The sequence below is a fragment of the Sphingomonas radiodurans genome (assembly GCF_020866845.1).
In the GTDB taxonomy this organism is placed as follows: domain Bacteria; phylum Pseudomonadota; class Alphaproteobacteria; order Sphingomonadales; family Sphingomonadaceae; genus Sphingomonas; species Sphingomonas radiodurans.
This window is the reverse complement of sequence record NZ_CP086594.1, coordinates 710,597-737,218: the sequence shown is the minus strand read 5'-3', so window position 1 is coordinate 737,218 and position 26,622 is coordinate 710,597. Positions and strand designations below refer to the sequence as shown.

Here is a 26,622-nt window from a genome sequence, read left to right as displayed (position 1 = left end):
GCCGGGGTGCTGGAGTGATTTCTTACCCGCCCCCGTGCAGGTTGATCTTCTGGCCGTTGGCGTACTCGCCGTCGGCCGAGACGAAATATGCCACTGCCGCCGCCACATCCGCCGGGGTCGAAACGCGGCCGAAGGGGGAGGCGGCGTCGAGATCGTGGATGTCGGCGACGCCGCGGGTGGCCTTGGCGAGGCGGTTGCCCATGTCGGTGACGGTGAGGCCGGGGGCGACGATGTTGGTGCGGATGTTGTTGGGGCGCTCCTCCTTCGAGAGGACCAAGGCGAGCGCTTCGGACGCCGCCTTGCCCATCGAATAGGGCGCGCCGTTGGGGGCGTGATAGAGCGTGGCCACGCTGGAAATCATGATGATGTCGCCGCGGCCGTGCGCCTTGGCGCGCTCGCGCATCGACGGGAGGACGAGCTTCGACATGTAATGCGGCGCGAAGCAGTGCGTGCGCATGACCCGCTCGAACTCGCCCGGATCGGTGTCGGCGACCGATTGCCCGCGGCTGGCGATGCCGGCGTTGTTGACGAGGATATCGACCCCGCCGAAGTCGGCGACGACAGCGCTGACGAGTGTTTCGCAATCCTCGAAGCGATCGACCGAGGCGGCATAGGCTTTCGCCTTGCGGCCGAGGGCTTCGATTTCGCGCACGACTTCGTCGGCGGACTCGGCATCCTTGCGGTAGTTGACCGCGATGTCGGCGCCGTCGCGGGCGAGCCGAAGCGCGATTTCGCGGCCGATGCCGCGGCCGGCGCCGGTGACGAGCGCGACGCGCCCTTCGAGACCATTGCTCATGCGGCTTGATCCTTTTTCTTGGTGTAATCGGGGCGGCGCTTCTCGAAGAACGCCTTGACGCCTTCGCCGAAATCGGGCGAGGTTGCGCACAGGATCTGGTTGCGATCCTCCATCGCGACCGCCGCTTCGAGGCTGGGCGCGTCGATCGCCATGCGCAGGCATTCCTTGGTGAGGCGAAGCCCCATCGGCGAGGTGGTGAGCATCGATTCGATCAGCGGCGCGGCGGCAGCCTCCATCTGATCATCGGGAACGACTCGGCTGACGAGGCCGGTCTGGAGCGCGCGATCGGCGGTGATGAAGTCGCCGGTCAGCATGAACTCCGCCGCGACGCTCGCGCCGACGAGGCGGGGGAGGAAGTAGCTGACGCCGATGTCGCAAGCGCTGAGGCCGATGCGAATGAAGGCGGCGTTCATGCGGACCGATGCGCCGGCGATGCGGATGTCCGACGCGAGCGCCATCGCGAAGCCGCCGCCGCAGGCCGGGCCGTGGACCAGGCTGATGATCGGCTGCGGGCAATAGCGCATCTTCATCACGATCTCGGCGATGCTGCGCTGGTGCGCGAGGCGATCGATCGTGTCGAAGTCTTCGCGGCCGCCTTCCTGCAGATCGAGCCCGGCGCAGAAGGCGCGCCCGGCGCCCTTCAGCACGACGACGCGGCACTCGCGATCCTTCGCGAGCGCGCCGAAATAGTGGCTTAGCTCTTCGACGTGCCGATCGTTGAGGGCGTTCAGGACGTGGGGACGGTTCATCGTCACCCAATCGACTTCGCCGCGGCGCTCGACCGCGATCATCTCGTATTGCAAATAACCTCTCCCACGTATTGTCGTGTTGACGCTTCAGTCTACATAACTAAAGTTATCCTGCAAACGCAGGGTCGCATCAGGCCCGCAAAAGGCCAGGAGAGCGAGTTTGAAGCTGGGACCAGATATTGCAGCAATCATCACCGGGGGCGCCTCGGGGCTTGGGCTCGCGACTGCCAAGGCGCTGATTGCAGAAGGCGTGAAGGTCGCGCTGTTCGACAAGAATGCGGAAATCGGCCCGGGCGTCGCCGCCGAGATCGGCGCGACCTTCTGCGACGTCGATGTGATGGATCAGGCGTCGGTCGATGCGGGGTTCGTTACGGCGCGCGCGGCGAATGGGCAGGAGCGGATCCTGGTGAATTGCGCGGGCGGCGGCTTTGGCGGGCCGAACAAGACCGTTGCGCGATCGAAGGAGGACGGCTCGATCAAGCCGTATCCGATCAAGAATTACCAGAAGACGCTGGAGCTGAACCTGGTCGGCACGTTCCGCTGCATTGTCGGCGCCGCGGCGGGGATGATGACGCTCGATCCGACCGAGGACGGGGATCGCGGTGCAATCGTCAACACCGCCAGCGTCGCGGGCGAGGAAGGGCAGATCGGGCAGGTCGCCTATGCATCGGCCAAGGCGGGAATCATCGGCATGACGCTGAACGTCGCGCGTGATCTTTCGAGCGAGGGCATTCGCTGCAACACGATCCTGCCGGGCATTTTCGATACGCCGCTGCTGGCGCGCGCGAAGCCGCAGGTGAAGGCGGCGCTAAGCGCGATGGTGCCCTTCCCGAAGCGGCTGGGGATGGCGGAGGAATATGCGAAGCTCGCGCTCGAGATGCTGCGGAACGGGTATTTCAACGGCGAGGATGTGCGGCTGGATGGCGCGATCCGGATGCAGCCGAAGTGATGTGAACACCACCGTTCGTCCCGAGCGAAGTCGAGGGACCGATAAGCAGCGCAACGCTCTTGGCTATGTGCCTCGACTGCGCTCGGCACGAACGGGATTTTGGGCGGCGATTTGGGACGAACCAACATGAACTTCGATTATTCCGACGACCAGAAGATGCTGAAGGACGAGGCGCGCAAGTTCCTCGCCGCCAAATGCGATGCCAAGGTGGTGCGTGGTGTGCTCGACCATGAGGATCGCGCGTATGACGAGGCGCTGTGGAAGGGCGTCGCGGAGCAGGGCTGGCTTGGCGTGGCGATCCCGGAGGAGCATGGCGGGCTCGGGCTGGGGCATGTCGAGTTGTGCGGGCTGGCCGAGGAACTGGGGCGGGCGTGTGCGCCGATCCCGTTTGCCTCAACGGTGTATTTCGTTGCCGAGGCGCTGATGAAGTTCGGCTCGCCAGAGCAGAAGGCTAAGTGGCTGCCGAAGATCGCGGCGGGCGAGGTAATCGGTGCGTTCGCGACCGCGGAGGGCAAGGGGCCGGTGACGGCGCGCTCGATCGGCACGACCGTGTCGGGCGGCAAACTTTCGGGCGAGAAGATCCCGGTGACCGACGGCGACGTCGCGGACCTGATCGTGGTGCTGGCGAAGGACGGGCTGTACCTCGTCGAGAAGGGCGAAGGCGTTGCGGCCGAAGTGCTGGTAACGCTCGATCCAACGCGGTCGGCGGCGAAGCTGGTGTTCACCGATGCGCCGGCAGAGCGGCTGGGTAGCGAGGATGGCATCGCGGCGATGCAGGCGGTGTTCGATCGCGCGGCGGTGCTGCTGGCGTTCGAGCAGATCGGCGGAGCGGACAAGAGCCTCGAGATGGCGAAGGATTATGCGCTTAGCCGCTACGCCTTCGGCCGGCAGATCGGCGGGTATCAGGCGATCAAGCACAAGCTCGCCGACATGTACGTGAAGAACGAAGTCGCGCGGTCGAACGCTTATTATGGTGCCTGGGCGCTCAACACCGACGCGGGTGAACTGCCGCTGGCGGCGGCCACCGCGCGGGTCGCGGCGAGCGACGCGTTCTGGTTCGCGGCGAAGGAGAATATCCAGACGCACGGCGGGATCGGCTTCACCTGGGAAGCGGACCCGCAGCTTTATTACCGTCGGTCACGGCAGCTTTCGCTGGTCGCGGGTGCGCCCGCGACGTGGCGCGAGCGGCTGGTGAGCCAGCTTGAGATGAAGAACGCAGCGTAATCGAACGGTTCTGGAGATAAGCACATGGACTTCAACGATTCCCCCGAAGAAGCCGAGTATCGCACCACCGCGCGCGCCTGGCTCGAAAAGAACGCCGCCGAGCATAAGGCGCAGGACCATGCCGACGACATGGCGGCGGGCAAGGCCTGGCAGCGGCGCAAGGCCGAGGCCGGTTATGCGCAGATCACCTGGCCCAAGGAATGGGGCGGGGCGGGCGGCACGCCGATCCAGTCGGTGATCTTCGGCCAGGAAGAGGCCAAGTTCCCGGTGCAATACGGCTATTTCACGATCGGGCTCGGCATGTGCGTGCCGACCGTGATGGCGTTCGCGAACGACGAGACCAAGCATCGTTTCGTAGGCCCGGCATTGCGCGGCGAGGAGATCTGGTCGCAGCTGTTCTCGGAGCCCGCCGGTGGCTCGGACGTGGCGGCGATCCGCACGCGCGCGATCCGTGATGGCGACGATTGGGTCGTCAACGGGCAGAAGGTGTGGACCTCGGGCGCGCATTATTCCGACTATGGCATCGTGCTGGTGCGGACCAATCCGGATGTGCCCAAGCACAAGGGCCTGACGATGTTCTGGCTCGACCTGAAATCGCCGGGGATCGAGATCCGGCCAATTCATCAGATGTCGGGCGGGTCGAACTTCAACGAAATCTATTTTACCGACGTGCGGATACCGGATGCGCAGCGGCTCGGTGCGGTGGATGACGGTTGGAAGGTTGCGCTCGTCACGCTGATGAACGAGCGCCTCGCGGTCGGCGGTGGCGGTGGCGCCGGGCCGAAGGAGATCCTCGATCTCGCGCGTGACCTCGATGCCGCGGACGGCCCGCTGCTGAAGGATTCGGCGTTCCGTCAGCGGCTGGCCGACTGGTACGTCCAGTCCGAGGGGCTGCGGAACACGCGGATGCGCACGATGACGGCGCTGAGCCGTGGGCAGACGCCGGGGCCGGAAAGCTCGATCGGCAAGATCATCGCGGCCAACGTGCTGCAGGATCTGGGCAATGCCGCGGTCGAGGCGGAGGACCAGTATGGGATCATCAACGATCCCGCGCTGCTGCCGCTGAAAGGCCTGTTCCAGGGCGCGGTGATGAATTCGCCCGGCCTGCGCATCGCGGGCGGCACCGACGAGATCCTGAAGAACATCATCGCCGAGCGCGTGCTCGGGCTGCCGGGTGAGATCCGCACCGACAAGGATGCCGCGTTCAAGGATCTGGCTGTCGGCCGGTAACAGAAGTCAGTCACCCTCACCCTTCCCACGACCCTACGGGTCGCGGGCCCCTTCCCTCTCCCGGTGGGAGAGGGAGGGAGGCGCGGAACGCGCCGGGAGGGTGAGGGCGATCAATCGTGACGCCGGCACCCGACTGTTGCCCGAGGGCAACACCGCATTCACTGGGTGTTCAATCCCTTACAGCTATGTCAGCAACCATGCGGATGCATGTTGCCCTTCCCCTGTTGCTTTTGGCTGCCCCGGTGCTTGCGCAACCGGGCGAGCAGCAGCGTGACGGCATCGCCGCGTGGCGGGCGCTGCGCGAGGGGCGAATCCTGCCGATCAAGGAAATCGAGCGGCGCATCATCCCGACGATGAAGGACGCGCAGTACATCGGCTTCGATTTCGAGATGCCGAGTGCGATCTACACATTGAAGTTTCTGCGCGACGGCACAGTGATCTGGGTCGATGTCGATGGACGGTCCGGCCAGGTGGTCGGTCGTACCGGACGATAAGCGACTCTTTTGCGGCACCCCCGACGGTGCTAATCCCCCAGATAACACCATACCGCTTATTGTACCGGGAGAGACCATGCGCGTCCTGATCGTCGAGGATGAGCCCAATCTGGGCCAGCAGCTGAAGAACACGCTGGAGGGCGCCGGTTATGCGATCGATCTCGCCACCGATGGCGAGGAGGGGCATTTCCTCGGGTCGACCGAGAATTACGACGCGGTCGTGCTCGATCTCGGGCTGCCCGAGATCGACGGGCTGACCGTGCTCGACCGGTGGCGCCGCGAGGGCAAGGTGATGCCCGTGCTGGTACTGACTGCGCGCGACAGCTGGTCCGACAAGGTGGCCGGGCTTGACGCGGGGGCGGACGATTATGTCGCCAAGCCGTTCCAGAGCGAGGAATTGATCGCACGGTTGCGCGCGCTGATCCGCCGCGCCTCGGGCAATGCCTCGTCCGAACTGACCGCGGGCGATATCCGGCTCGACACGCGGAGCGGCAAGGTGACGCGCGCCGGCGAGCCGGTGAAGCTTACGGCGCAGGAGTATAAGCTGCTGTCATACCTGCTGCACCACAAGGGCAAGGTCGTCAGCCGTACCGAGCTGATCGAGCACATCTACGATCAGGATTTCGATCGCGATTCCAATACGATCGAAGTGTTCGTCACGCGCATCCGCAAGAAGCTGGGGCAGGACGTGATCACGACGATTCGCGGGCTGGGTTACAGCCTCGACGAGCCGTCGGTGTAACCGTCATTGGCTTGTGGCTCTTCCCATAGCCCGATGCGTGCATATCCCGCCTCGCGCCACCGATCGGTAGGAGTCACGATGCGCGGTTCGGAGCGGGCAAAGGTCGGCGGGGCGGCATAAGCGGGGGTGATGCCAGCAAGCGCCCATGATGCGAGCAGGAAGCCCGCCAACATGCTGACGATCAAGCCACCGATGACCATGACGGCGAACAACGGAAAGGTACGCGACACACTTGGTCTCCCTTCTGCGCCGACAAACACCAAGACGACATGATGGTTCCAGAGCGCGATGAAGTGAATAGCGGTACTAACCTGGTTGCGGGAATCTCGCGCGCGGGATCATTGACGCGGCGGATGATCGTGATCGCCGCGGTGTGGATCACGTTGCTACTCGCCGGCGGCGGCTTTGCGCTCGATCGTGTGTTGATCTCTGCCGTGACGCAGAATTTCGACGATCAGCTAGAATATGTGCTGCGCTCGTTGCTCGTCTCGGCAGAGATTGGGCCCGATGGCGAAGTGATGTTCAACCGCGAGCCGGCCGATCAGCGCTTTCTGGAGCCGTATTCGGGGCTTTACTGGCAAGTATCAGCCAAGGGACGCGAGGCGTTTCCGTCGCGATCGTTGTGGGATCGGCAGCTTGCCTACGGCAAGGTCCACGATGATCGCGCCGTCCATACCTATGACAGCGGGCAGTTCGGGCAAGAAAAGCTGCGCGTCGTTGAGCGTGACGTGAAGCTACCCGGATCGACGGTGCGCTGGCGATTCCAGGTGGCGCAGACGCGCGAGGGGCTGGACGCGCAGATCGGCGCATTGCGGCGGACGCTGGTGCGCAGTTTCCTGCTGCTAGGAATCGGGCTGGTGGTGCTGGCGGCGTTGCAGACGTTCTACGGGCTGCTTCCCTTGCGCAAATTGCGGTTGGAGATCGCGCGGATGCGCGGCGGGCGAACCAATCGCATCGCCGGGCCGCTGCCGATCGAAGTCGCGCCGCTGGTCGAGGAGCTGAACGCGCTGGTCGCGCACAACGAAACGCAGGCGGAGGAGGCGCGGCGGCATGCCGGAAACCTGGCGCACGCGCTCAAGACGCCGCTGACGGTGATCATGAATGCGGCAACGGCGCAATCGGACGATCTTGCCGATACGGTGGTGCGCGAGGCGCGGACGATGCGGCGGCAGGTGGATCACCATCTGGCGCGCGCGCGGGCTGTCGGCCGGCGGGGATCGGCGCATAGTCGCGCCGAGGTTTGGCCAAGCGTGGAGTCGGTCGAGCGCGCGGTGCAGCGGCTGTATCCGCATGTGCGGATCGACATGGATGGGCCGAAGACACTGGTCGCGCATATCGAGCGGCAGGATCTCGACGAGATCATGGGCAATCTGGTCGAGAATGCCGCGAAATACGGCGGCGGGAGCGTGTTCGTGACGGTGGGTGCGCAGGCCGGGTTCGTCGAGATCATGGTGGAGGACGACGGCGCCGGGATTCCGGAGGACGACCGCGTTCGCATCTTCGATCGCGGCGTGCGGCTGGACACGGGGAAGCCGGGGACTGGGCTGGGGCTGGCGATCGTGCGCGATGTCGCGGAGATCTACGAGGGGACGGTGAGCCTCGAGGAAAGCGAGGATCTGGGCGGGTTGCTGGTGCGATTGCGGTTGCCGTTGGCGTCGTGATCCTCGCCTGACGAGCGCGAATCAAGCCGCGACGCGCACCTCGTCCCGCATCGCATCCGCCGCGATCGCGATGCTGTGCTTGCGGGCGGCGTGGTCGTAGATGCTGCTCGTCAGCATGACTTCGTTGATCCCGGTGCGGTTCACAAAGGCTGCGATGCCGGCGGCGATGTCGTCGCGGGTGCCGACGGCGGTGCAGGATAGCACTTGATCGAGGATCGCGGCGTGCATCGGCGGCAGGCTCTCGCGATAGCCGTGGACCGGCGGCTTCATCTTGCCCGGATTGCCGGTGCGCAGCGCGACGAACTGCTGCTGCTGCGAACTGGCGAGGAAGGCCGCCTCCTCGCGCGTGTCAGCGGCGAAGACGTTGAAGCCGGCCATCGCATACGGGCGATCGAGCTGCGCGGAGGGGCGGAAATCGCGGCGGTAGATGTGCATCGCCTGGTCGAGCGAGTCGGGTGCGAAGTGCGAGGCGAAGGCGTAGGGCAGGCCGAGGATCGCGGCGAGCTGCGCGCCGAAGGTGGAGGAGCCGAGGATCCACATCTGCGGCTTGGCGCCGGCGCCGGGCGTCGCGGCGATGCCGGTGCGGCCGTCGTCGGCGAAATAGCTCTGCAGCTCGACGACGTCGTTGGGGAAGGCGTTGGGATCGGTATCGAGCGTGCGGCGGATCGCGCGCGCGACGCGCTGGTCGCTGCCGGGCGCCCGACCTAGGCCGAGATCGATGCGGCCGGGGAACAGCGCATCCAGCGTGCCGAACTGCTCGGCGATCTGCAACGGCGCGTGGTTGGGAAGCATGATGCCGCCGGCGCCGACGCGGATCGTCTTGGTGGCGGCGGCGACGTGCGCAATCACCACGGCGGTCGCGGCGGAGGCGATGCCCGCCATGCCGTGATGCTCGGCGACCCAATAGCGGTTGAAGCCGACGGACTCGGCGTGACGCGCGAGATCGGCGGCATTGGCGAGTGCGCCGGCGACGGTTCCGCCTTCGACGACGGGGACGAGATCGAGCAGCGAGAATTGGGTCATGGGAGGAATGTGGGCCGAAGGGTGGAGGATCGCAACTGTGTGGAGCTTAATCCTTCCCAAGCAATTCCTCCCCCGCCTGATCTTTCCCAGATTGCTGGGGAAGGGGACCGCTCGCCGAAGGCGAGTGGTGGAGGGATTGGTTGGGTGCAGCGGTCGCGTCAGGCCAGCCCCTCCACCGCCGGCTTCGCCGGCGGTCCCCCTCCCCGAGCGGAGCTCGGGGAGGATTTAGAAGTATAGGATTAGAAGGGGAAGATTTGACCGGGCGGTGGTGCGTCCTTAACGAGCGCGGGATGCCGCCGGGTCTTGATCATATCCGCGCCTGGGTCTTCGACCTCGACAACACGCTCTATCCGTCTTCCGCCGACCTGTTCGCGGGGATCGACGCGAAGATGACGGAGTATATCTCGCGGCTGCTCGGGCTCGATCGGGTCGAGGCACGGCGGGTGCAGAAGGCGTATTTTCATGGGCATGGCACCACGCTCGCCGGGCTTATGGCCGAGCATGAGGTGGATCCGCACGATTTCCTGCAGTTCGTTCATGATGTGGAGATGGACGTGCTGGAGGAGAATTTGCCGCTGGCCGCCGCGGTCGCCAAGCTGCCGGGGCGCAAGGTGGTCTTCACCAATGGTGACGGGCCTTATGCGACGCGCGTGCTGGAGCGGCTTGGGCTCGGCAAGAGCTTCGAGGCGATCCATGATATTCATGCGATGGATTTGGCGCCCAAGCCCGCGGCGTCGGCCTATGCCGGGCTGTGCGCGACGCTCTCGATCGATCCGACGACCGCGCTATTTGCCGATGACATGGCGCGCAATCTCGCGCCGGCCAAGGCGATCGGCATGACGACGCTCTGGATCGACAACGGTTCGGAACAGGCGGGCGGCGCCGACCGCAGCTTCATCGACTATACCGCGCCCGATCTGACGGCGTGGCTGCACGAGATATTGGAACCAGCATGAGCGACATCGAAGCCACTATTGATACGGCGTGGGAAGATCGTGCGGCGATCGGCCTGACGACGACGGGCGCGGTGCGCGATGCGGTTCAGGACGCGCTGGCGATGCTTGATGCGGGCACGGTGCGGGTGGCGGAGCCGGATGGTTCGGGCGGCTGGAAGGTCAATCAGTGGCTGAAGAAGGCGGTGCTGCTGTCGTTCCGGCTTAACGACAATGCCCTGATCGATAATGGCCCGGGTGCGGGGCACTGGTTCGACAAGGTACCGTCCAAATTCTCGGGCTGGGGCGAGAGCGAGTTCCGGTCTGCGGGCTTCCGCGCGGTGCCGGGCAGCGTGGTGCGGCGCGGCGCGTTCGTGGGCAAGGGCGCGATCCTGATGCCGAGCTTCGTCAACATCGGCGCGTACGTCGGTGAGGGGACGATGGTAGATACCTGGGCGACCGTCGGCTCGTGCGCGCAGATCGGGAAGAACGTGCACCTTTCGGGCGGCGCCGGGATCGGCGGCGTGCTCGAGCCGTTGCAGGCCGATCCGGTGATCATCGGTGACGGTGCTTTCATCGGCGCGCGTTCCGAAGTGGCGGAAGGCGTGCGCGTCGGCGAAGGCGCGGTGCTGTCGATGGGTGTGTATCTCGGCGCTTCGACCAAGATCATCGACCGCGCGACGGGCGAGACGTTCATCGGTGAAGTACCGCCTTATGCGGTAGTGGTGCCGGGTTCGACCGGTGGCGGGAACCTGGGCCTGTACTGCGCGGTGATCGTGAAGCGCGTCGACAAACGGACGCGGAGCAAGACGAGCATCAACGAGCTGCTGCGCGACTGATTGGCGTCGCGTCTGAAGGTTCGGGTACAGCGCTTTTGCGAATGATGGGAACAATTCAGCGCCGCGGCTAGCATGAACGCGACGTTGTTTTGCGTTCATGCAACCCAGCCCATAGGCATACGTTACGACCCCGTCATCAATCGACGCCGTCCGATTTGTTCCAGGCGGCGGATCTCAAGGGAGAGTAACATGCGTAACATGATGCTGGCGCTCGGCGCCTCTGCGATGGTTCTGCCGACCCTCATTGTCACGACCGGCGACGCGGACGCACAGCGCCGCTCGCAGTATCGCGAATGGCGCGGGAAGGACGGCCGGATGCGTTGCCGCAAGCCTGATGGCACGACCGGCTTGATCGTCGGCGGTGTTGCCGGCGCGCTGCTCGGCCGCACGATCGACACGCGCGGTGATCGGACGCTCGGCACGCTGGGCGGCGCCGCAGTCGGCGCTCTGGCCGGCCGTGAGGTCGATCGTGGCACCAGCCGTCGTCGCTGCCGCTAAGCCGGCCCGCAACGGCGATTGAAACAGCAAGGGGCGTGGTCATACGGACCGCGCCCTTTTTGCTATGAGGAGACGACGACATGCCGACACATAGTGGTTCTGCGCGCTACGAGGGCTTTGGCAAGGACGGCAGGGGGTGGGTTTCGACCCAGTCTGGCGCGCTGGCGGATCAGCCTTATGGCTTTGCGACGCGGTTCGAGAGCGAGCCGGGCACCAACCCCGAAGAGCTGATCGCGGCGGCGCATGCGAGCTGCTTCACGATGGCGCTTAGCTTTGCGTTGGCGGGTGCGGGGCACGACAAGGGCACGCTCGAGACGCATGCCAAGGTGACGCTCGAGAAAGACGGTGACGGCTTTACGATCACCAAGTCTGCACTCGATCTGCGGGCGGCGGTGCCGGGGCTGGCTGCGGACGAGTTCGAGCGGCTGGCGGCGGAAGCAAAGGCAAATTGCCCGGTTTCCAAGGTGTTGAATGCAGAGATCACGCTTACGCATCTACTGGCGGAGTGACTGTCGGCACGATGAACGCGACGTAGTTTTCGGTTCACGCAACTTCTGACTTGGGTGGGCTGTTCTTGCGGCATCATCGAAAAGGAACATCCACGATGCGCATTTTTCTTGCTGCAGCTTTGGCCGCAACCACGCTGACCGCCGTGCCGGTCGCCGCACAATCCGGCGCACAGCGCGAATACCGCGAGGACATGCGTGACGCGCGCCAGGAACGGAACCGCGACCTGCGCAATGCCGACTCACGCCGTGACGTCCGCGAAGCCCGTCAGGAGTTTCGCGAGGACCGGCGCGATGCGCGCCAAGATTGGCGCCAGGATCGTCGCCGTTTTGGAAATTACGACTATAATCGCCTGCCGCCAGGCCAGCGCGCTTACTATGCCGACAATTTCTATGTTGCGGGCGCCAACTATCGGCCGCGTCGCCTGACACGCAACGATCGGATTTATCGCGGCAACAACGGTCGCTACTATTGCCGTCGTTCGGACGGAACGACCGGTCTGATCATCGGCGGAATCGGTGGCGGCCTTGCGGGTGGGTTGCTCACCAACGGGCGGTCGAACACGCTCGGCGTTTTGGCGGGCGCTGGCATCGGTGCGGTGCTTGGACGGACGATCGACCGCGGTCAGGTTGTCTGCCGCTAAAGCAAGCGGATCATTATCGGAGTATTTCGGGTGTCGGCGTGTATTCGCCGACACCCTTTTTGTTGGTCTGGCGGGGGCTTAGGGTGCCGGCATGGGGAACAACGTTCTCGGGGCGATTTTTGCCGGCGGCCAGGCGCGGCGGTTCGGCGCGGACAAGGCGGAAGCCCTGTTCGAGGGGCGGGCGCTGATCGATCATGTCGCGGCTGGGCTGGCGCCGCAAACCGATGCGCTGGTGGTAGTCGGGCGGTCGCACGGCGATCTGGTGAGCGTTGCGGATCGGCCGCGCGCGGGGCTAGGGCCGTTGGGGGCGCTGGCGGGCGCTCTGCATCATGCGCGGGCGCATGGCTTTGCCGCAGTGCTCAGCGCGCCGTGCGATGTGCCGATCCTGCCGGGGGATCTGGTCGAGCGGCTGGGCGGGGCTGGGGCTAGCTATGTCGCGGGGCTGCCGGTGATCGGGTGGTGGCCGAGTGCGTTGGCGGAGCATCTGGCCGAGTGGTTGGCGGCGGATCGATCGCTGGCGGTGCGGCATTGGACCGCTGCTGTCGGGGCGCGGGGGGTGGCGCTGAATGTGATGCCGGTGAATGTGAATACGGTGGGTGATCTGGCGGCTTTGCGGCGGTAGCGTTGTTCGGCTGACTTCAGATCCAGCGCCAGATGCCGGCGGGCCAGCCGGCCAGCGGGATGTGCGCCCAGGTCGCGACCAGCCACACGACGAAGCCGCCGCCGAGCGCGTGCATGCCGATCTTGCCGATCCGGGCGCGGCCGGCAGCGATGGCGGCGAAGGGCCAGTAGCTGGTGCGGCGCACCCATTCGCGCCAGAATTCGGGCTGGAGCGTCGCCTTCTTGCGATCCTGCATGTGCGCGCCGATCAGCGCGAGGATGATGATCGCGCCGGACAGGACGATGTTCGCGGGATCAGGGTAGATCAGGATGTGGACGATGCCCCACAGCGCGAAGCCCCACATCATCGGGTGACGCGTGATCGCGAACACACCGCGGGCCTCGGGCACTGCGCTCATCTTCTGTTCGGGCAGCGCCGGGTTGCGGACCACCGAACCCATGAACAGGATCGAGCCGGCGAGCATAACGATCGTACCGATCGCCCACAGGGCGTCGCCGACCTCCCAAAGCGGGACGCCCTCGAGCGCGACGCTGTAGGCGCGGGCGAGCCAGATCAGCGTGGCGAAGGCGACCAGGCTGTAGATGCCCATGAAGCCGCGCTCGCCGGCGGCGCGCACCAACGGCGCTCGCAGCGGATGCGACAGCAGGAAGTGCGTGCCCACGAACGCGATCGCCGCCACCACCACGTTGCCCATCGTCGCTCTTTCCCGCTGCCCGGCGACAGTGGATGACAAGCGGAGCCCCGGGTCAAGCCCGGGGCGACGGGTGGAACTTCAGGGGCGCGTTTCGCCGGCGGTGCGGAAGCCGGCCGCTTGTGGCTCGGCCAGTTCGGCTTCGCCGGCCATGCCGTGGCCGGTTTCGTCTTGCAGCGTATCGAGGTGCATCCAGCGGCGGACCAGCGGGCTCAAGGCGAGGACGACGGCGGCGATGCCGATCGTCCACCAGCCGATCGTCGAATAGATTGCGAGCGTGCCTTCCTTGGTCATCTCGCCGCTTTCGCCGCCGGTTGCTTCGCCGATCTTGCCGGCGACGAAATTGCCCACCGCGGTCATGTAGAACCACGCGCCCATGATGAGGCTGGCGAGGTGCTTGGGCGCGAGGCGATTCATCGCGCTGAGGCCGACGGGCGAGAGGCAAAGCTCGCCGGTCGTCTGCAGGAAGTAGATCGCGAAGACGAAGAAGATCGGCGTCGCGACCTCGACGCCGACGGTGCGCGCGCCCCAGACGAAGACGAGGAACGACAGGCCGACCTGCGCCAGCGCGAGGCCGAACTTGGCCGGCGCCGACGGCTCGATGCCGCGCTTGCCGAGGAACACCCATAAGGCCGCGAAAATCGGACCGAGCAACACGATGTAGATCGGGTTGATCGACTGGAACAGCGACGCGGGCACATCGCCGCGATCGACGTAGCGATCGGTGTAGAGATTGAGGCTGCCGCCGGCCTGTTCGAACAAGCCCCAGAACACCGGGTTGAGCGCGATCAGGAACAGCACCGCGAACATACGATCGCGGGCGTGCGGCTCGAGCTTGAAGCTTTCGAACAGCACGTATCCGAGCAGCGCGATGCCCGAGATGATCAGCAGCGTCTGGATGACGCTCTGATACTGGACTAGCGCCCAGATCACCGCGATGGCGGCGAGGCCGACGCCGTAAAGCGACCATTCGAGCTTCTTCGTGAGCGGGCCGGGCGCTTCGCCCTTGCCGAGCAGCAGCGGCTTGCCGAGCACGAACACGACGAGGCCAAGCAGCATCCCGATGCCCGCCGCGCCGAAGCCGTACGCCCAGCCATAGGTTTCGCCGAGCCAACCCGCCATGATCGTACCGAGCGCGGCGCCGACGTTGATGCCGATGTAGAAGATCGTATAGGCGCCGTCGCGGCGCACATCGGTGAGCGGATAGAGCTGGCCGACGATCACCGAAATATTGGCCTTCAGGAAGCCCGAGCCGACGATGATGAAGGCGAGCGCGAGCCAGAAGACGTTGAGCGCCGACGAGCCCTGACCACCATCGCCCTCGACCGCCATCAGCAAATGGCCGAGCGTGAGCAATACCGCCCCGAATACCACCGCCTTGCGCTGCCCCAGATAGCGATCGGCGAGATAGCCGCCGAGCACCGGGGTGATGTACACCAGGCTGGTATAGGCGCCGTAGATCAGGTTCGACTTGCCGTCATCGAACAGCCAGTGCTTGGTCAGGTAGAAGATCAGCAGTGCGCGCATGCCGTAATAGGAGAAACGCTCCCACATTTCGGCGAAGAACAGGACGTAGAGGCCCTTGGGATGGCCCAGGAACTCGGGCCCCTTGGTGGTCGCGGCGACGGTGCCGCCGGCCAGCAGGATCGCGAGAAAACCAAGCGCGATCGACGGAATGATGGGCAAGAATACGCTCCCGGAAAGTCGGCCGGGGATGAACGCTCCCCTTGGTGCGCGCGAGCCTAGCGTGCGAAATCAGGATTCCAAGGGGTTGTTGCCGGTGAGACGATTGTCGGTGGCTGCGGTCGCTGCGGGGCGGGTTCGGGGTGTATGGGATAACCGGTGGAAGTAGGGCTTTTGGCCGTGCCCTCGCTTCGCCCTTGGAGACCAGCCAGTCCGCTGTCGCCCACTTATTGCCATTTGCTGTTGCAATCTGAGGTGCCAAGAGCCGACCTTCGCGCATGACAAAAGATGGCCGCCCGTCCCTGATCAACGACATCAGGCTGTTTGCTGGAGATCGCTACTCATATCTGGAGGGGCAACATGAGGCTGTGGCTTACGGCCGTCGAATTGCTTGGTACTTAAACGGTGCAGGCTTCAGCTTAGGCTCGTTCCCGGCGCTTTATGTTCATTTCGCGCCTTCCATCGAGGTAGGCTCGGCTCGAATAACAGATAACCATGCCGAGTGGTGGCATCGTTATGTCGAGGTAGGCGTAACAAAGGAGTTTCCGGACGGCCTCGACACGCTCGAAATAGCTATGCGCGGTATTGTCGCTGCTCTCTTGACTGTTCGACCTGAGCAGGCTGACACTATCGGCCGCGCTGATATGGTCGTGCGCGAGCAGGGTGAGCATCTTCGATTTTTGTTGAAGCGCAACGAAACGAAGAAACTTGTCACAGAAGTCTCGTTTAACATCAAAGCATGGCCAGAGCCTTCATTTCTTTTCATCTCTCATACGGACAAAGCGACACGGGCATACAGCGAGGCCGACCCAATTGCTTTGGGCTGGTATTTGGAAGGGTTTGATCTCGTTAGCGGCATTCGGCTTCGGGACGCGGTGAACATCAAGGAAGTGGCGCACAGGCCAACGCTGTCAGGCGTGGTGAAACGCGGATAGAGTGTCCGCTGTCGCGTGCTACCGGCAAAAAGCGGACCGTCGCAAATCCACCCAACAATTGCCGTTCTGAGCCGCTTCTGAATAGTGGAACGAGTGAAATCCGGCGCCCACTCGCGGGCTGGTGAGGATGAGTGCCAGCGCAGGTGCGGCAAAGATGGCTAGGGCGGCAACGCTCACGGAGCCGTGTGTCCAGGCTTAAGGCCGCGAGGACGGCGCGCGCGGTGGCGATCAAAGGTTCGACTGGCGAGCGCTTCGCGATAAGAGGAAGCATGTTCAACGATACGTCCTCGCCGCTGTCACTCCTTCAGACCCGCCGTTCGGGAAAGCCGCGCGATCTGGGGGCGCCGGGGCCGAGCGAGGCGCAGGTGGCGGAGATGTGTGCCATCGCGTGTCGCACGCCGGATCATGGCAAGCTTGCGCCGTGGCGCTTCGTGATGGTCGCGGACGCGCAGCGCGATGCGTTTGCGGCCTTGCTGCTCGATGCCTATCGCGGCGAGCGGCCGGGGGCGAAGCAGCTCGAACTCGACGCGGTGGAGCAATTCGCGCGGCAGGCGCCGGCGCTCGTCGTCGCTTTGTCGTCGCCGCGGCTTGGGAGCCAGATTCCGGTGTGGGAGCAGGAATTGTCGGCGGGGGCGGCGTGCATGAACTTGCTCCATGCGGCGCACGCGATGGGGTTTGCGGGCGGGTGGCTTTCGACCTGGGCGGCGTTCAACGAGCAGGTGCGCGATGCGTTCGGCGCGGCGCCCGAGCGGATCGCGGGGTTCATCTTCATCGGCACGCCGACGCGCCCGCAGGAGGAGCGGCCGCGGCCCGATCTGGCCGTAACTGTCCGGAAATGGACACCATAGGACTCGACGCGGCGCTCCATTGCTGTATTAAGGCAGCATGACAGCGCTGAGCAGCGATGACAGCCCGGTTTACATCCGGTTGCGCGGCACGATCGCCGCAAGCATCCTGCGCGGTGACTTTCGCGCGGGTGATCAATTGCCCTCGGTGCGCGCGCTGGCGGCGGAGCATGGCGCCAATCCGCTAACGGTGGCGAAGGCCTATCAGTCGTTCCAGGACGAGGGCTATGTCGAGGTGCGGCGCGGGGTGGGCATGTTCGTGCTGCCGGGTGCGGCGGAGCGGCTGCGCGTGGCGGAGCGCGAGACGTTCGTAACGCAGCATTGGCCGCGGATCCGAGCGCATATCGATCTGCTGGGGCTGGATACCGCCGGGCTGCTGGATCGCGAGCGGGCTTAGGCCTGCTGACTCCAGGCTTTAGGCTTACGCTGCGCCGTCATTCCCGCGAAGGCGGGAATCCATAACGCCTTCCTGGAATATGGATTTCCGCCTGCGCGGGAATGACGGGAGGCGCGGCAGCCGAGGGCCTAAGCGACGGGACGGTTAGGTGGTCAGCGCCTTGAGCAGCGCCGTTGCCGGCTGGCGATCCTGGAACGAGGGGTCGCGCATCGCGATCTGGATTTGCTGGCGGGCCTCGGCGTTGCGGTTGGCGTCGGCGAGGGCTTGCGCCAAGTGCCAGCGGATGCCGGCGTGCTCGGGGGTTAGCTTCGAGGCCTTCACGAGCAATTGCAGCGCGGAGGGCGTGTCGCCGCTTTCGTATAGCGCCCAGCCATAGGCGTCGCAGACCGCTGGGTTCATCGGCGCCATCGCATACGCGGCGCGGGCGTAGATCGCGCCTGTCTTGGGATCACCGGCGCCGGCATAGGCATAGCCGAGCTGCGCCATGAGCAATGCGTCGCGCGGGCCGATCGCGTCGCGCAGCGTTTCGAGCGTGTCGATCGCCGCCTGCCAGTCACGCGCGCCGAGCTGCATGTTGGCGAGCGCGCGGCGCGCGACGATGCTTTGCGGGTTCTGCGAGAGATACAGCGCGAGCGCCTCGGCGCCCTGGCGGCGCTGGCCGGCGCGGTCGGCGGCTTCGGCGAGGCGGAGCAACGCGGGTTCGTCGAAGCGCAGATCGGCGGCGCGGCGGTAATCGGCGAGCGCGGGGGCGTAGCGGCCGGCGCTCGCGAGCACGTCGCCGGCGAGGGTCTGCGCGTCGGGCACGCCGGGCGATACGGCGGCTATTGCTTGAGCCTTGGCATAAGCGGTGGCGGGGTCTCCAGCGGCGATCAGGCCGCGGATATAGGCGACGGCGGCGGCGGGATCGCCAGGCGCGTCGGCAACTGCGTTGGCGAGCACTGCGACGCCGCTGTCGCCCTCGAACGGACGCGGGGTAGCGAGCATTGGGCGCGCGGCGCGATCGAGGAAGCGGGCGGACCAGTCGCGCTCGCCGGTCGCCTCGAAGGCGCGACCGACGAGGCCGAGCGTGTAGCTGTCGGCATCGGGGCGGACGGCGAGCGGGCGAAGTATATCGAGCGCGCCGCGCGCGTCGCCCGAGCGGAGCAGTGCGGCACCCAGCAAGCGCCGGCCGACGAGGTTCATCGGTTGCCGGCCGACGATCTCGCGGAAGCTGACGACAGCCTGTTCGTAGCCGCCGTCGGCGTACGCGACGAGGCCGGAGAGGAGCACGACACCGGGCGTGCCGAGGCCGGCGTCACCCATCCTGGCGAGCATGGCGCGGGCGAGAGGTCGGTTGCCGGCGCGCGCGGCCATGACTGCGTTCAAGTACAGCGCCTGCGGGCTGCCGGGGCGCGCGGCGAGCGCACGGCGGGTGGCGTTCAGCATCGCCGAATAGCGGCCTGCGTCGCCTGCGGTGGCGGCGTAGGCGATTAGCGCGGGATGATAGAAGGCGTCTCGCTCAAGCGCGCGTTCGAACCATGGCAGGGCGGCGACGAGGCCGTAGCGGCTGCGGACGATCTCGCCGGCGAGTACGCTGGCGGCGAGATTGGCCGGATCGAGCGCGACGGCGCGGCGCGCGGCCACGTCGCCGCCGAGGATGTCGCCGGCGTCGAGGCGGACGCGGGCGAGATCGGCATAGGCGTAGGCGTTGCGCGGGTTGCGCGCGATCAATGCTTCGAGCGCGCGCGTGGCGGCGGGGACATCACCCTTCGCGGCGAGCGCCCGGGCGCGGACGCGCGCGGCATAGCCGCCGTAGCGCGGGTCGGTGCGGGCGGCTTCGGCGAGCGCGCGGTCGGGGTCGCCTTGCAGCAGCCAGGCGTCGGCGAACAATTGGTGGAGGCGCGCTTGCGGCACGCCGCCGGCGACGGCGCGGTTGAGCGCGCCCTCTGCGGAGACTCCCTCACCGAGCAGCAGATAGGTGCGCGCGAGCACGGCGTTGGCGATGCCGCCGTCGGGGCCTTTGGTGGCGACGATCGCATGGTTGCGTGCCGCGCTGTAATTGCCGCGGGCGAGCGCGGCGAGGCTGGCCGGCAAGGCGTCGCGCGGGTCGGGCTGCGCCGCGCGGCGGGCGAGCAGGGCGATGCCGCCGAGCAGCAGCGCGATCGCGGCGAGGGCCGCGAGGATGCGGACGTTCCGGGCGTTCAGCCACAGGGGGCGGCTGGCGCGCGGCACGCGCCGGCGACGGCCGCGCAGCAGCGGGTAACGTGCCGGCGTATCAAGCATGAAGATCGTAACTCTTGAGCAGGTCGTAGAGCGTCGGCCGGCTGACGCCGAGCAGCCGGGCGGTGTGCGAGATGTTGCCGTCGGCGCGGGCGAGCGCGTGGCGGATAGCAGTGCGATCGGCCGCTTCCCGCACCGCGCGCAGGTTGATCGGCGCATTGTCGGCGGCGGCGAGATCGAGATCGGGGGCGGTGACGAGCTTGCCATCGGCCATGATCACCGCGCGCTTCATGCGGTTTTCGAGTTCGCGCACGTTGCCGGGCCAGTCGTGCGCATCGATCGCGGCGCGCGCTTCGGGCGAGAGGCCGGTCACGCCGGGGTTCATCGTTCGCGCGTATTTCGTGACGAAATGGCGGGCTAGCAGCGCCGCGTCACCGGGGCGTTCGGCGAGCGAGGGGATGCGCACGACGATCTCGGCGAGGCGGTAATAGAGGTCTTCGCGGAACGAGCCGTCGGCGACCATCGCGTCGATGTCGCGGTGCGTGGCACAGACGATGCGCGTGTCGACCGCGATTGGCTTGCGCCCGCCGATCCGCTCGATGACGCGTTCCTGCAGGAAGCGCAGCAGCTTGACCTGGAGCGGGAGCGGCACGTCGCCGATCTCGTCGAGGAAGAGCGTGCCGCCGTGCGCTTGCTCGATCTTGCCCTCGGTTGTCTTCACCGCGCCGGTGAACGCGCCCTTTTCGTGGCCAAACAATTCGCTTTCGAGCAGCGTCTCGGGGATGGCGGCGCAGTTGATTGCGACGAACGCACCGCGCGATCGGCGCGAGGTTTCGTGCAGGCCGCGGGCGAGCAGTTCCTTGCCGGTGCCGCTTGCGCCGAGCAGCATGACCGAGACGTCGGCGGGGGCGACGCGCTCGATCGTGCGCATCACCTTCGCCATCTCGGGCGCGGCGGTGATCAGGCCGCCCAAGGCGGGGACGGCGCCGTTGGCGGCGAGGCGGCGGTTTTCGGCTTCGAGATCGTGGACGTGGAAAGCGCGCGCGACGATCAGCCCGAGCGCGTCGATGTCGATCGGCTTGCGGTAGAAATCCCAGGCGCCGTCGGCGATTGCCTTCAGCGCGCTTTCGCGGGCGCCGTGGCCAGAGGCGACGATCACCTTGGTATCGGGCTTTAGCGACAGGATTTCGGCGAGGACGGCGAAGCCCTCGCTGGTGCCGTCGGGGTCTGGCGGAAGACCGAGATCGAGCGTCACCACCGCGGGTTCGTGCAGCCGCAGCGCCTCGATCGCGCTGCTGCGGTCGCCGGCGACAATCACCTCATAGCCGTCATAGGCCCAGCGGAGCTGGCGCTGGAGCCCGAGATCGTCCTCGACGATCAGCAGCTTGCGGGTTTCGGTCATGCGGCGATTCCCAAGGCGTCGGTGCTGGGGGCGGCGAGCGGCAGGGTGATGCGGAAGCTGGTTCCCTCGCCCTCGCGGCTGGTGACGGTCACCGTGCCGCCCATCGCTTCGGCGAGTTGCCGCGCCTCGAACGCGCCAAGGCCAAAGCCGCCGGGCTTGCCCGATACGAAGGGGCGGAACAGCTGATCGCGCACGAAGGCGGGGGACATGCCGCAGCCTTCATCGGCGACGGTGATGGTGGCGCGGCCTGCCTCGGTCGCGACATGCAGCGTGACGGCGCGGTCGGGAGCGCTTGCCTCGATGGCGTTCTGGACGAGGTGCGTGACAAGCGTTTCGAGCGCGCTTGGGTCCGCGGTCGCCATCGCGTGCGGATCACCGCTGGCGAGCACCGGGTGCTGCGCGCGGCGTGCAGCGGCGATCCCTTCGGCGAGCGCGAGCAGCGGGACGGCGCGGATCGCTTCGCCGCGACTGCCGTGATGCTGCGACAGCTTCGCGAGCAGCGCATTCATCCGCGCGGAGGATTCGGTGAGCGTCGCGACCATGTCGGCCCGGAACGCGGGGTTGTCTGCGTGGCGCTCGGCATTGCGCGCGACGAGGGTAAGTTGGCTCACGAGGTTTTTCAGATCGTGCATGATGAAGGCGAAGCGGCGGTTGAACTCGTCGAAGCGCTGCGCGTCGGCGAGCGCGGCGTGCGCGCGCGATTCGGCGAGGTAGCTCGCGGCCTGGCGGCCAGCGACGCCGAGCAGGTCGAAATCCTCCCAATCGAGCGCGCGATCCAGCGACGGGCGGGCGAGCACGATCGCGCCGGCGAGCCGGTCGAAGTGAACCAGCGGCACGACTGCCCAGGCGTCGGCATTGTCGCGCAACCAGGCGGCGACGCTGCTGCTGTCGTCGGCATCGGCGCCATCGCCGCGCACCGCATCGAGCTCGATGATGCGGCCGCTGCTGGCGAGGTGGGCAAACAGCGCCTCGTCGGTCTCGCTCGGCCGCGGCGCATCGGGCCAGTTCCAGGTCACGCCAAGGCCTAGGCCGGGGCCGTCGGGCACCAGTAACAAGCCGCCCGGCGAGTCGGTGAGGTCGGCGATCGCCTTCACCACGCGCACGTCGAGCGATGGCGCGTCGCCGCCGGGGGCGCCGAGCGTTTCGGTGAAGCGCAGCCACTCGCTGCGATAATCGTAGCGGTGGCTGAAGAGGTGCTTGGCGACCACGACCTTGGCCCAGGCGCGGACCCAAGGGGTGGAGACGATCGTCAGCAGCGTGGCGGTGGTGCCGAAGACGAACGCGGTCTGGACGATCCGCGCATGGTTGCCACCGAATGCGGCGATCACGCCGGTCGCAAGGCCAGTCACGACGACATAGAGCCCGATGGTAATGATCGAGAGCGATTGCAGCGCGACGGTGCGCGAGACCTGCAACGTCCAGTGGCCGTCGCGCTGCACCGCAAGCCCGAACAGCGGCGCTAGCACGACCATCATCGCGCCGCGTGCGTCGATCAGACCCTCCGGCCATCCCTCGACGAACCAGGCGGTGCAGTAGATCAGGAGATCGACCGCCCACATCAGCGACAGCGCGACCGCAACGATACGTATCCCGCCGCGGCTGCGCCAAGCCGCCCCATGCCGCAACTGGTTGACGAGCAGCAGCGCGGCGATCGCGGCCAGCATGCGGAGCAGGACGCGCGCATAGCTGTACGCCGCCACCGCCTCGCGATCGGCCGTCATGGCGGAGGCGACCGCGAGCACGGCGCTTCCCGCTACCACGAGCGCGACGGCGGCATAGACGCTGGCGGCCCAACGCAGCGCCGGGGCCGATCGATCGCGTCGCGCGAGCGCGTACATGAAGGCGAGCCAAGCGAGGTTGCGCACGCTTTCCGCGACGCGGGTGGCGACATCGCGCGTATCGAGCCCGGCCACCGCGAGCGCCCATAAAGCCGTTGCGACGAGCGCGGCGATGAAGGTGAGGCGTGGCAGCCCGCGGCCGGTGGCGCGCACTTGCGCCAGCGCGAGCGTGCCGAACAGCAGCGCGGCGAGCGCGTGCGTCCACAAGGTCATCGGCGCGGTGATCATCGGCGCGGCATCAGCGCGCGCCCGACGGCCACAGCACGACGCGCAGCGTCTGCAGCAGGATCAGCAGATCGAGGAAGGGCGAATAGTTCTTGGCGTAATAGAGATCGTATTCGAGCTTGTGGCGCGCATCCTCGATCGAGGCGCCGTACGGGTAATTGATCTGCGCCCAGCCAGTGATACCCGGTTTCACCATGTGGCGTTCGGCGTAGAAGGGCAGATGCTCTTCCAGCTCGGTGACGAATTGGGGCCGTTCGGGCCGCGGGCCGATGAAACTCATCTCGCCCTTCAGCACGCTCCAGCACTGCGGCAGCTCGTCGATGCGGACCATGCGGATGAAGCGGCCGATCCGGGTGATGCGCGGGTCACGCTCTTGTGCCCAGACGGCCTGGCCGGCGACCTCGGCATCCTGCCGCATCGAGCGCAGCTTCAGGATGTCGAACGGCTCGTTGTATAGCCCGACGCGGCGCTGGCGATAAAAGGCGGGGCCACGGCTTTCGAGCTTGATCGCGATGGCGGTGACGATGATCACCGGCAGCGACAGCGCAAGCAGCAGCGCGCTCGCCGCAATGTCAAACGCGCGCTTGATCATCGCCGAGATCATCCGGCCCGAGGCGAAGCCATCGGAGAAGATCAGCCACGATGGGTTGACGCTGGCGAGATCGATCCGGCCCGTCTCGCGTTCGAGGAAGGTCGAGAAATCGCTGACGTGGACGCCGGTCGTCTTGACGCGCAGCAGATCCTTTAGCGGCAACGCGTTGCGCCGTTCCTCGATTGCGAGGACGACTTCGAGCGCCCCGAGTTCAACGACATGCGCGGCGAGGTTCGGGATATCGTCGCGGGGGAGCGCTCCATCGACGACGGTCACCGGCTCGCCCATTGCGACATAGCCGGCGACGACGAAGCTCGAGCCGTTGGCGTGCTCAAGCGCGCCCAGTCGTGCGGCGCGATGGCCGGCGCCTAGCACCACGATCCGACGCTTGAAGCGCTCGCCGCCGAGCAGCTTGCCGAACAGGACACGCACCGCGGTGAGGCCAATGATCGCGAAGACCATCGCGTAGAACAGGCTCGATCGCCACAGTGTGATCGAGGGAAAGAAGAAGAACATCAGGCTGAGGAAAATGACGCCGAGGCAGACCGCGACGATCAGCCGCATCACCGCCTGGCGCGTCGAGACGAGCACGTCGGCCTGGTAGGCGCCGACGGCGATCATCGCGGTGGCGAGCGGCAGAGCGAAGGTGACGAGCTCGGGCAGGCGGGTCCAGATCACCTCGGGCACCATGCCGAGCTGCCAGGCGCGCAGTAGCCAACCGACCTCCGCCGCGGCCAGCAGCAGCACGAGATCGATCAGCCCGAGTAGGGCGACCGCGTTGGGCACATAATGTTTGAAGACCCTGATCATTCGCCCGCGCCCGCCCGTCCCGCCTTGTAAGGGATTCCGACAGTCGGTGTGTCGCAGGAAATGGCAAACAAAGCCTGAAGATAAGGTTTTGAGAAGCGTTTGGATCGGAAATGACACAACCGCATTGTACGGCGCGGGGAATCCCCGATAGTCGAACGCCAGCGGCCCGCCCGGGCCGAGGGCCAGCCTTGCTAGGAGAAATTGATGCGGTCGATCGTTCCCGTCATCCTGTCCGGTGGATCGGGGACGCGGCTTTGGCCAATGTCGCGGCCAGAGCGGCCCAAGCAGATGCTGGCGCTGACCGCCGACGAGACGATGCTGCAGCTGACCGCGACGCGCGTGGCGGGTGAGGCGTTCGACGCGCCGATCGTGGTCGCTAACGCGCGCCACACCGACATGATCGAGGAGCAGCTGGCGGCGGTCGGCGCAAAGCCGCAGGCGCTGATCTTGGAGCCGATCGGGCGCAACACTGCGCCTGCGATCGCGCTTGCGGCCCTGGTCGCGCGCGATCCGGAGGCGCCGCTGTTAGTGATGCCGTCGGACCATGTGATCGAGGATGTCGATGCGTTCCGCGCGGCGATCGCGGCGGCTCTGCCGGTGGTGCAGGACGGCTGGATGGTGACGTTCGGCATCGCGCCGGACGCGCCGGAGATCGGCTATGGCTATATCAAGGTGGGCGAGCCGATCGCGGACGGAGTGCATCGCGTCGATCGCTTCGTCGAGAAGCCGCCGCTGGCGGATGCCGAGGCGATGCTGGCGGACGGCGGCTATGCGTGGAACGGCGGAATCTTCCTGTTCCGCGCCGACGCCTATCTGGATGCACTGGCGCAATATGAGCCGGTGATGCTCGATGCGGTGCGGCGGTCGCTGGCCGAGGGCGAGCGTGTCGGCACGCATGTGCGGCCGGCCGCCAAACCGTTCGCCGAGGCGCCGAACGAGTCGATCGATTATGCGGTGATGGAGAAGGCGAGCCGTGTCGCGGTGGTGCCGGTGACGATGGGCTGGAACGATGTCGGCAGCTGGGACGCGCTGCACGCGATCAGCGCGGCGGATGCGGGCGGCAATGCGATCCGTGGCGACGTGATCGCGCTCGACACCACGAACTGCTTGGCGCGGACCGACGGCGCGCGGATCGCGATGGTGGGGGTAAGCAACCTGATCGTGGTCGCCTCGGGCAACGACATCCTGATCCTACCGCGCGGGCGCAGCCAGGAAGTGAAGAAGTTGCTGGAGGCGATGAAGGATTGAGCGATCAGCCGCGCATGGATGATCTCGCCCGCATCGCTGGCGCGTTGGAGCGGCTTGCGCCGCCGCCGCCCGTCGCCGCCGACCCGCTGGCGCACGCGGCCTATGTGTGGCGGGATCACGTGCTGGTGGCGGCGCGGGCGTTCGCGCCGTTGCCGCTCGATTTGCTGCAGGGGGTGGATGGTCAGAAGGCGGCGCTGACGGGCAATCTCGAGCGGCTGGCGGCGGGGCATGCGGCGCAGGATGCGTTGCTGTGGGGTGCGCGGGGAACGGGCAAGTCGGCGCTGGTGAAGGCAAGCGTCGGCGCGGTGCAGGCGGCTGGCGGTGCGCTGGCGCTGGTCGAGGTGACGGCGGACCGGCTCGATAGCTTGCCGGCGCTGTTCGACACGATCGCCGGCGTGCCGCGGGCGTTCGTGCTGTTCCTTGACGACCTGGGGTTCGACGCGGCGGCTGATGCGCGGGTCTTGCGTTCGCTGCTGGAGGGCGGGGCGGAGGCGCGGCCGGCGAATGCGCGGCTGGTGGTGACCTCGAACCGGCGGCATTTGATCCCGCGCGACATGCACGAGCAGGAAAATGCGATCAACGCGCGCGACGCGGTGGACGATCAGCTGGCGCTAGCGGATCGCTTCGGGCTGAGCCTTGGGTTCCATGTGGTCGATCAGCCGCTGTATCTCGACATCGTGCGGGGGTATGCGGCGCGGTTTGGGCTGCCGTTTGATCAGGCCGATGCGATGTTGTGGGCGACGCGGCGGGGGAGCCGGTCGGGGCGGGTGGCGTGGCACTATGTGGTGGATCTTGCCGGGCGGGCGGGGAAGGCGGTGTGATCTTTTCCAATCCTCCCCAAGCTTCGC

At 66.5% G+C, this 26,622-nt stretch carries 27 protein-coding genes; 17 read left to right on the top strand and 10 right to left on the bottom strand.

The features are described from left to right. Window positions 1–22 precede the first annotated feature (22 nt). Together LLW23_RS03615 and LLW23_RS03610 are read right to left on the bottom strand one after the other, a co-directional pair. On the bottom strand, window positions 23–796 hold the full coding sequence (locus LLW23_RS03615) for an SDR family NAD(P)-dependent oxidoreductase (protein ID WP_228947418.1): 774 nt from the start codon (window positions 794–796) through the stop codon (window positions 23–25). Next, window positions 793–1,587, bottom strand: coding sequence for an enoyl-CoA hydratase/isomerase family protein (locus LLW23_RS03610; protein WP_228948452.1), 795 nt, complete (start codon window positions 1,585–1,587; stop codon window positions 793–795). Before LLW23_RS03610 ends, LLW23_RS03615 begins: the two co-directional genes overlap by 4 nt. A 118-nt stretch (window positions 1,588–1,705) precedes the next feature. On the opposite strand from LLW23_RS03610, the gene LLW23_RS03605 reads away from it, so the two are divergent. The 5 genes from LLW23_RS03605 (at window position 1,706) to LLW23_RS03585 (ending at window position 6,184) form a co-directional block, all read left to right on the top strand. Then, on the top strand, window positions 1,706–2,494 hold the full coding sequence (locus tag LLW23_RS03605; RefSeq protein WP_228947417.1) for an SDR family NAD(P)-dependent oxidoreductase: 789 nt from the start codon (window positions 1,706–1,708) through the stop codon (window positions 2,492–2,494). Between the two features lie 126 nt (window positions 2,495–2,620). Beyond that, window positions 2,621–3,718: an acyl-CoA dehydrogenase family protein gene (locus LLW23_RS03600; RefSeq protein ID WP_228947416.1), complete on the top strand. Its 1,098-nt coding sequence runs from the start codon at window positions 2,621–2,623 to the stop codon at window positions 3,716–3,718. 24 nt (window positions 3,719–3,742) lie between these two features. Beyond that, on the top strand, window positions 3,743–4,948 hold the full coding sequence (locus LLW23_RS03595; RefSeq protein ID WP_228947415.1) for an acyl-CoA dehydrogenase family protein: 1,206 nt from the start codon (window positions 3,743–3,745) through the stop codon (window positions 4,946–4,948). Window positions 4,949–5,190: 242 nt separating this feature from the next. After that, window positions 5,191–5,442, top strand: a complete 252-nt coding sequence (locus LLW23_RS03590) for a hypothetical protein (protein ID WP_333473789.1) — start codon at window positions 5,191–5,193, stop codon at window positions 5,440–5,442. Between the two features lie 76 nt (window positions 5,443–5,518). Next, window positions 5,519–6,184, top strand: a complete 666-nt coding sequence (locus LLW23_RS03585; protein WP_228947413.1) for a response regulator transcription factor — start codon at window positions 5,519–5,521, stop codon at window positions 6,182–6,184. Here LLW23_RS03585 and LLW23_RS03580 read toward each other — a convergent pair. Further along, a complete protein-coding gene (locus LLW23_RS03580; RefSeq protein WP_228947412.1) occupies window positions 6,157–6,414 on the bottom strand; it encodes a hypothetical protein in 258 nt (85 codons plus the stop codon). The two genes, LLW23_RS03585 and LLW23_RS03580, sit on opposite strands and share 28 nt — an antisense overlap. Before the next feature lie 123 nt (window positions 6,415–6,537). Here LLW23_RS03580 and LLW23_RS03575 point away from each other — a divergent pair, with 123 nt between their 5' ends. Next, complete coding sequence (locus LLW23_RS03575) at window positions 6,538–7,845, top strand: sensor histidine kinase (protein ID WP_228948451.1); 1,308 nt, start codon at window positions 6,538–6,540, stop codon at window positions 7,843–7,845. A 21-nt stretch (window positions 7,846–7,866) separates the two neighbouring features. On the opposite strand, the gene LLW23_RS03570 is transcribed toward LLW23_RS03575, so the two are convergent. After that, complete coding sequence (locus tag LLW23_RS03570; protein WP_228947411.1) at window positions 7,867–8,868, bottom strand: LLM class flavin-dependent oxidoreductase; 1,002 nt, start codon at window positions 8,866–8,868, stop codon at window positions 7,867–7,869. Window positions 8,869–9,158: 290 nt separating this feature from the next. Between LLW23_RS03570 and LLW23_RS03565 the strand changes: the two genes are divergently transcribed. The 6 genes from LLW23_RS03565 (at window position 9,159) to mobA (ending at window position 12,909) form a co-directional block, all read left to right on the top strand. Continuing rightward, window positions 9,159–9,824, top strand: coding sequence for a pyrimidine 5'-nucleotidase (locus tag LLW23_RS03565; protein ID WP_228947410.1), 666 nt, complete (start codon window positions 9,159–9,161; stop codon window positions 9,822–9,824). Continuing rightward, window positions 9,821–10,639, top strand: a complete 819-nt coding sequence (gene dapD, locus LLW23_RS03560; RefSeq protein ID WP_228947409.1) for a 2,3,4,5-tetrahydropyridine-2,6-dicarboxylate N-succinyltransferase — start codon at window positions 9,821–9,823, stop codon at window positions 10,637–10,639. The genes LLW23_RS03565 and dapD overlap by 4 nt, the downstream gene beginning before the upstream one ends. A gap of 201 nt (window positions 10,640–10,840) precedes the next feature. Continuing rightward, a complete protein-coding gene (locus LLW23_RS03555; protein ID WP_408642033.1) occupies window positions 10,841–11,137 on the top strand; it encodes a glycine zipper 2TM domain-containing protein in 297 nt (98 codons plus the stop codon). Window positions 11,138–11,217: 80 nt separating this feature from the next. Then, a complete protein-coding gene (locus LLW23_RS03550; protein WP_228947407.1) occupies window positions 11,218–11,646 on the top strand; it encodes an OsmC family protein in 429 nt (142 codons plus the stop codon). A gap of 95 nt (window positions 11,647–11,741) precedes the next feature. Further along, the gene (locus tag LLW23_RS03545; protein ID WP_228947406.1) at window positions 11,742–12,287 is read left to right on the top strand and encodes a hypothetical protein; all 546 of its coding nucleotides are present in this window, start codon (window positions 11,742–11,744) and stop codon (window positions 12,285–12,287) included. A gap of 91 nt (window positions 12,288–12,378) precedes the next feature. Further along, a complete protein-coding gene (gene mobA, locus LLW23_RS03540) occupies window positions 12,379–12,909 on the top strand; it encodes a molybdenum cofactor guanylyltransferase (protein ID WP_228947405.1) in 531 nt (176 codons plus the stop codon). A gap of 16 nt (window positions 12,910–12,925) precedes the next feature. On the opposite strand, the gene LLW23_RS03535 is transcribed toward mobA, so the two are convergent. Beyond that, complete coding sequence (locus LLW23_RS03535) at window positions 12,926–13,603, bottom strand: NnrU family protein (protein WP_228947404.1); 678 nt, start codon at window positions 13,601–13,603, stop codon at window positions 12,926–12,928. A 78-nt stretch (window positions 13,604–13,681) separates the two neighbouring features. Then, entirely contained in the window at window positions 13,682–15,286 is a 1,605-nt protein-coding gene (locus tag LLW23_RS03530) for a peptide MFS transporter (protein ID WP_228947403.1), read from the bottom strand. A 275-nt stretch (window positions 15,287–15,561) separates the two neighbouring features. Here LLW23_RS03530 and LLW23_RS03525 point away from each other — a divergent pair, with 275 nt between their 5' ends. From LLW23_RS03525 to LLW23_RS03515, 3 genes are all read left to right on the top strand, one after another. After that, complete coding sequence (locus LLW23_RS03525; protein WP_228947402.1) at window positions 15,562–16,218, top strand: hypothetical protein; 657 nt, start codon at window positions 15,562–15,564, stop codon at window positions 16,216–16,218. 269 nt (window positions 16,219–16,487) lie between these two features. Then, the gene (locus tag LLW23_RS03520; RefSeq protein ID WP_228947401.1) at window positions 16,488–17,066 is read left to right on the top strand and encodes a nitroreductase family protein; all 579 of its coding nucleotides are present in this window, start codon (window positions 16,488–16,490) and stop codon (window positions 17,064–17,066) included. A 37-nt stretch (window positions 17,067–17,103) separates the two neighbouring features. Then, on the top strand, window positions 17,104–17,460 hold the full coding sequence (locus LLW23_RS03515) for a GntR family transcriptional regulator (protein WP_228947400.1): 357 nt from the start codon (window positions 17,104–17,106) through the stop codon (window positions 17,458–17,460). Window positions 17,461–17,604: 144 nt separating this feature from the next. Here LLW23_RS03515 and LLW23_RS03510 read toward each other — a convergent pair whose 3' ends face one another. The 4 genes from LLW23_RS03510 to LLW23_RS03495 are packed head-to-tail and all read right to left on the bottom strand — an operon-like array spanning window position 17,605 to window position 24,526. After that, window positions 17,605–19,722: a tetratricopeptide repeat protein gene (locus tag LLW23_RS03510; protein ID WP_228947399.1), complete on the bottom strand. Its 2,118-nt coding sequence runs from the start codon at window positions 19,720–19,722 to the stop codon at window positions 17,605–17,607. Next, window positions 19,715–21,061, bottom strand: coding sequence for a PEP-CTERM-box response regulator transcription factor (prsR, locus tag LLW23_RS03505; RefSeq protein WP_228947398.1), 1,347 nt, complete (start codon window positions 21,059–21,061; stop codon window positions 19,715–19,717). Before prsR ends, LLW23_RS03510 begins: the two co-directional genes overlap by 8 nt. After that, a complete protein-coding gene (gene prsK / locus LLW23_RS03500) occupies window positions 21,058–23,127 on the bottom strand; it encodes an XrtA/PEP-CTERM system histidine kinase PrsK (RefSeq protein ID WP_228947397.1) in 2,070 nt (689 codons plus the stop codon). The genes prsR and prsK overlap by 4 nt, the downstream gene beginning before the upstream one ends. A gap of 10 nt (window positions 23,128–23,137) precedes the next feature. Further along, the gene (locus tag LLW23_RS03495; protein WP_228947396.1) at window positions 23,138–24,526 is read right to left on the bottom strand and encodes a TIGR03013 family XrtA/PEP-CTERM system glycosyltransferase; all 1,389 of its coding nucleotides are present in this window, start codon (window positions 24,524–24,526) and stop codon (window positions 23,138–23,140) included. A gap of 261 nt (window positions 24,527–24,787) precedes the next feature. Here LLW23_RS03495 and LLW23_RS03490 point away from each other — a divergent pair, with 261 nt between their 5' ends. Together LLW23_RS03490 and LLW23_RS03485 are read left to right on the top strand one after the other, a co-directional pair. Further along, entirely contained in the window at window positions 24,788–25,774 is a 987-nt protein-coding gene (locus LLW23_RS03490; protein WP_228948450.1) for a mannose-1-phosphate guanylyltransferase, read from the top strand. A 14-nt stretch (window positions 25,775–25,788) separates the two neighbouring features. Then, window positions 25,789–26,595, top strand: a complete 807-nt coding sequence (locus LLW23_RS03485) for an ATP-binding protein (protein ID WP_228948449.1) — start codon at window positions 25,789–25,791, stop codon at window positions 26,593–26,595. Window positions 26,596–26,622: the final 27 nt, after the last annotated feature.

What these genes read in the sequence shown, in the direction of transcription:
- LLW23_RS03510 (WP_228947399.1), bottom strand. Translation starts at nt 19,722, where the DNA reads ATGCTTGATACGCCGGCACGTTACCCGCTGCTGCGCGGCCGTCGCCGG.
- LLW23_RS03570 (WP_228947411.1), bottom strand. Translation starts at nt 8,868, where the DNA reads ATGACCCAATTCTCGCTGCTCGATCTCGTCCCCGTCGTCGAAGGCGGA.
- LLW23_RS03550 (WP_228947407.1), top strand. Translation starts at nt 11,218, where the DNA reads ATGCCGACACATAGTGGTTCTGCGCGCTACGAGGGCTTTGGCAAGGAC.
- LLW23_RS03615 (WP_228947418.1), bottom strand. Translation starts at nt 796, where the DNA reads ATGAGCAATGGTCTCGAAGGGCGCGTCGCGCTCGTCACCGGCGCCGGC.
- LLW23_RS03515 (WP_228947400.1), top strand. Translation starts at nt 17,104, where the DNA reads ATGACAGCGCTGAGCAGCGATGACAGCCCGGTTTACATCCGGTTGCGC.
- dapD (WP_228947409.1), top strand. Translation starts at nt 9,821, where the DNA reads ATGAGCGACATCGAAGCCACTATTGATACGGCGTGGGAAGATCGTGCG.
- LLW23_RS03490 (WP_228948450.1), top strand. Translation starts at nt 24,788, where the DNA reads ATGTCGCGGCCAGAGCGGCCCAAGCAGATGCTGGCGCTGACCGCCGAC.
- LLW23_RS03525 (WP_228947402.1), top strand. Translation starts at nt 15,562, where the DNA reads ATGACAAAAGATGGCCGCCCGTCCCTGATCAACGACATCAGGCTGTTT.
- LLW23_RS03600 (WP_228947416.1), top strand. Translation starts at nt 2,621, where the DNA reads ATGAACTTCGATTATTCCGACGACCAGAAGATGCTGAAGGACGAGGCG.
- LLW23_RS03495 (WP_228947396.1), bottom strand. Translation starts at nt 24,526, where the DNA reads ATGATCAGGGTCTTCAAACATTATGTGCCCAACGCGGTCGCCCTACTC.
- LLW23_RS03555 (WP_408642033.1), top strand. Translation starts at nt 10,841, where the DNA reads ATGCTGGCGCTCGGCGCCTCTGCGATGGTTCTGCCGACCCTCATTGTC.
- LLW23_RS03535 (WP_228947404.1), bottom strand. Translation starts at nt 13,603, where the DNA reads ATGGGCAACGTGGTGGTGGCGGCGATCGCGTTCGTGGGCACGCACTTC.
- prsR (WP_228947398.1), bottom strand. Translation starts at nt 21,061, where the DNA reads ATGACCGAAACCCGCAAGCTGCTGATCGTCGAGGACGATCTCGGGCTC.
- LLW23_RS03595 (WP_228947415.1), top strand. Translation starts at nt 3,743, where the DNA reads ATGGACTTCAACGATTCCCCCGAAGAAGCCGAGTATCGCACCACCGCG.
- LLW23_RS03610 (WP_228948452.1), bottom strand. Translation starts at nt 1,587, where the DNA reads ATGATCGCGGTCGAGCGCCGCGGCGAAGTCGATTGGGTGACGATGAAC.
- mobA (WP_228947405.1), top strand. Translation starts at nt 12,379, where the DNA reads ATGGGGAACAACGTTCTCGGGGCGATTTTTGCCGGCGGCCAGGCGCGG.
- LLW23_RS03485 (WP_228948449.1), top strand. Translation starts at nt 25,789, where the DNA reads ATGGATGATCTCGCCCGCATCGCTGGCGCGTTGGAGCGGCTTGCGCCG.
- LLW23_RS03585 (WP_228947413.1), top strand. Translation starts at nt 5,519, where the DNA reads ATGCGCGTCCTGATCGTCGAGGATGAGCCCAATCTGGGCCAGCAGCTG.
- LLW23_RS03565 (WP_228947410.1), top strand. Translation starts at nt 9,159, where the DNA reads ATGCCGCCGGGTCTTGATCATATCCGCGCCTGGGTCTTCGACCTCGAC.
- LLW23_RS03575 (WP_228948451.1), top strand. Translation starts at nt 6,538, where the DNA reads ATGATCGTGATCGCCGCGGTGTGGATCACGTTGCTACTCGCCGGCGGC.
- LLW23_RS03520 (WP_228947401.1), top strand. Translation starts at nt 16,488, where the DNA reads ATGTTCAACGATACGTCCTCGCCGCTGTCACTCCTTCAGACCCGCCGT.
- prsK (WP_228947397.1), bottom strand. Translation starts at nt 23,127, where the DNA reads ATGATCACCGCGCCGATGACCTTGTGGACGCACGCGCTCGCCGCGCTG.
- LLW23_RS03545 (WP_228947406.1), top strand. Translation starts at nt 11,742, where the DNA reads ATGCGCATTTTTCTTGCTGCAGCTTTGGCCGCAACCACGCTGACCGCC.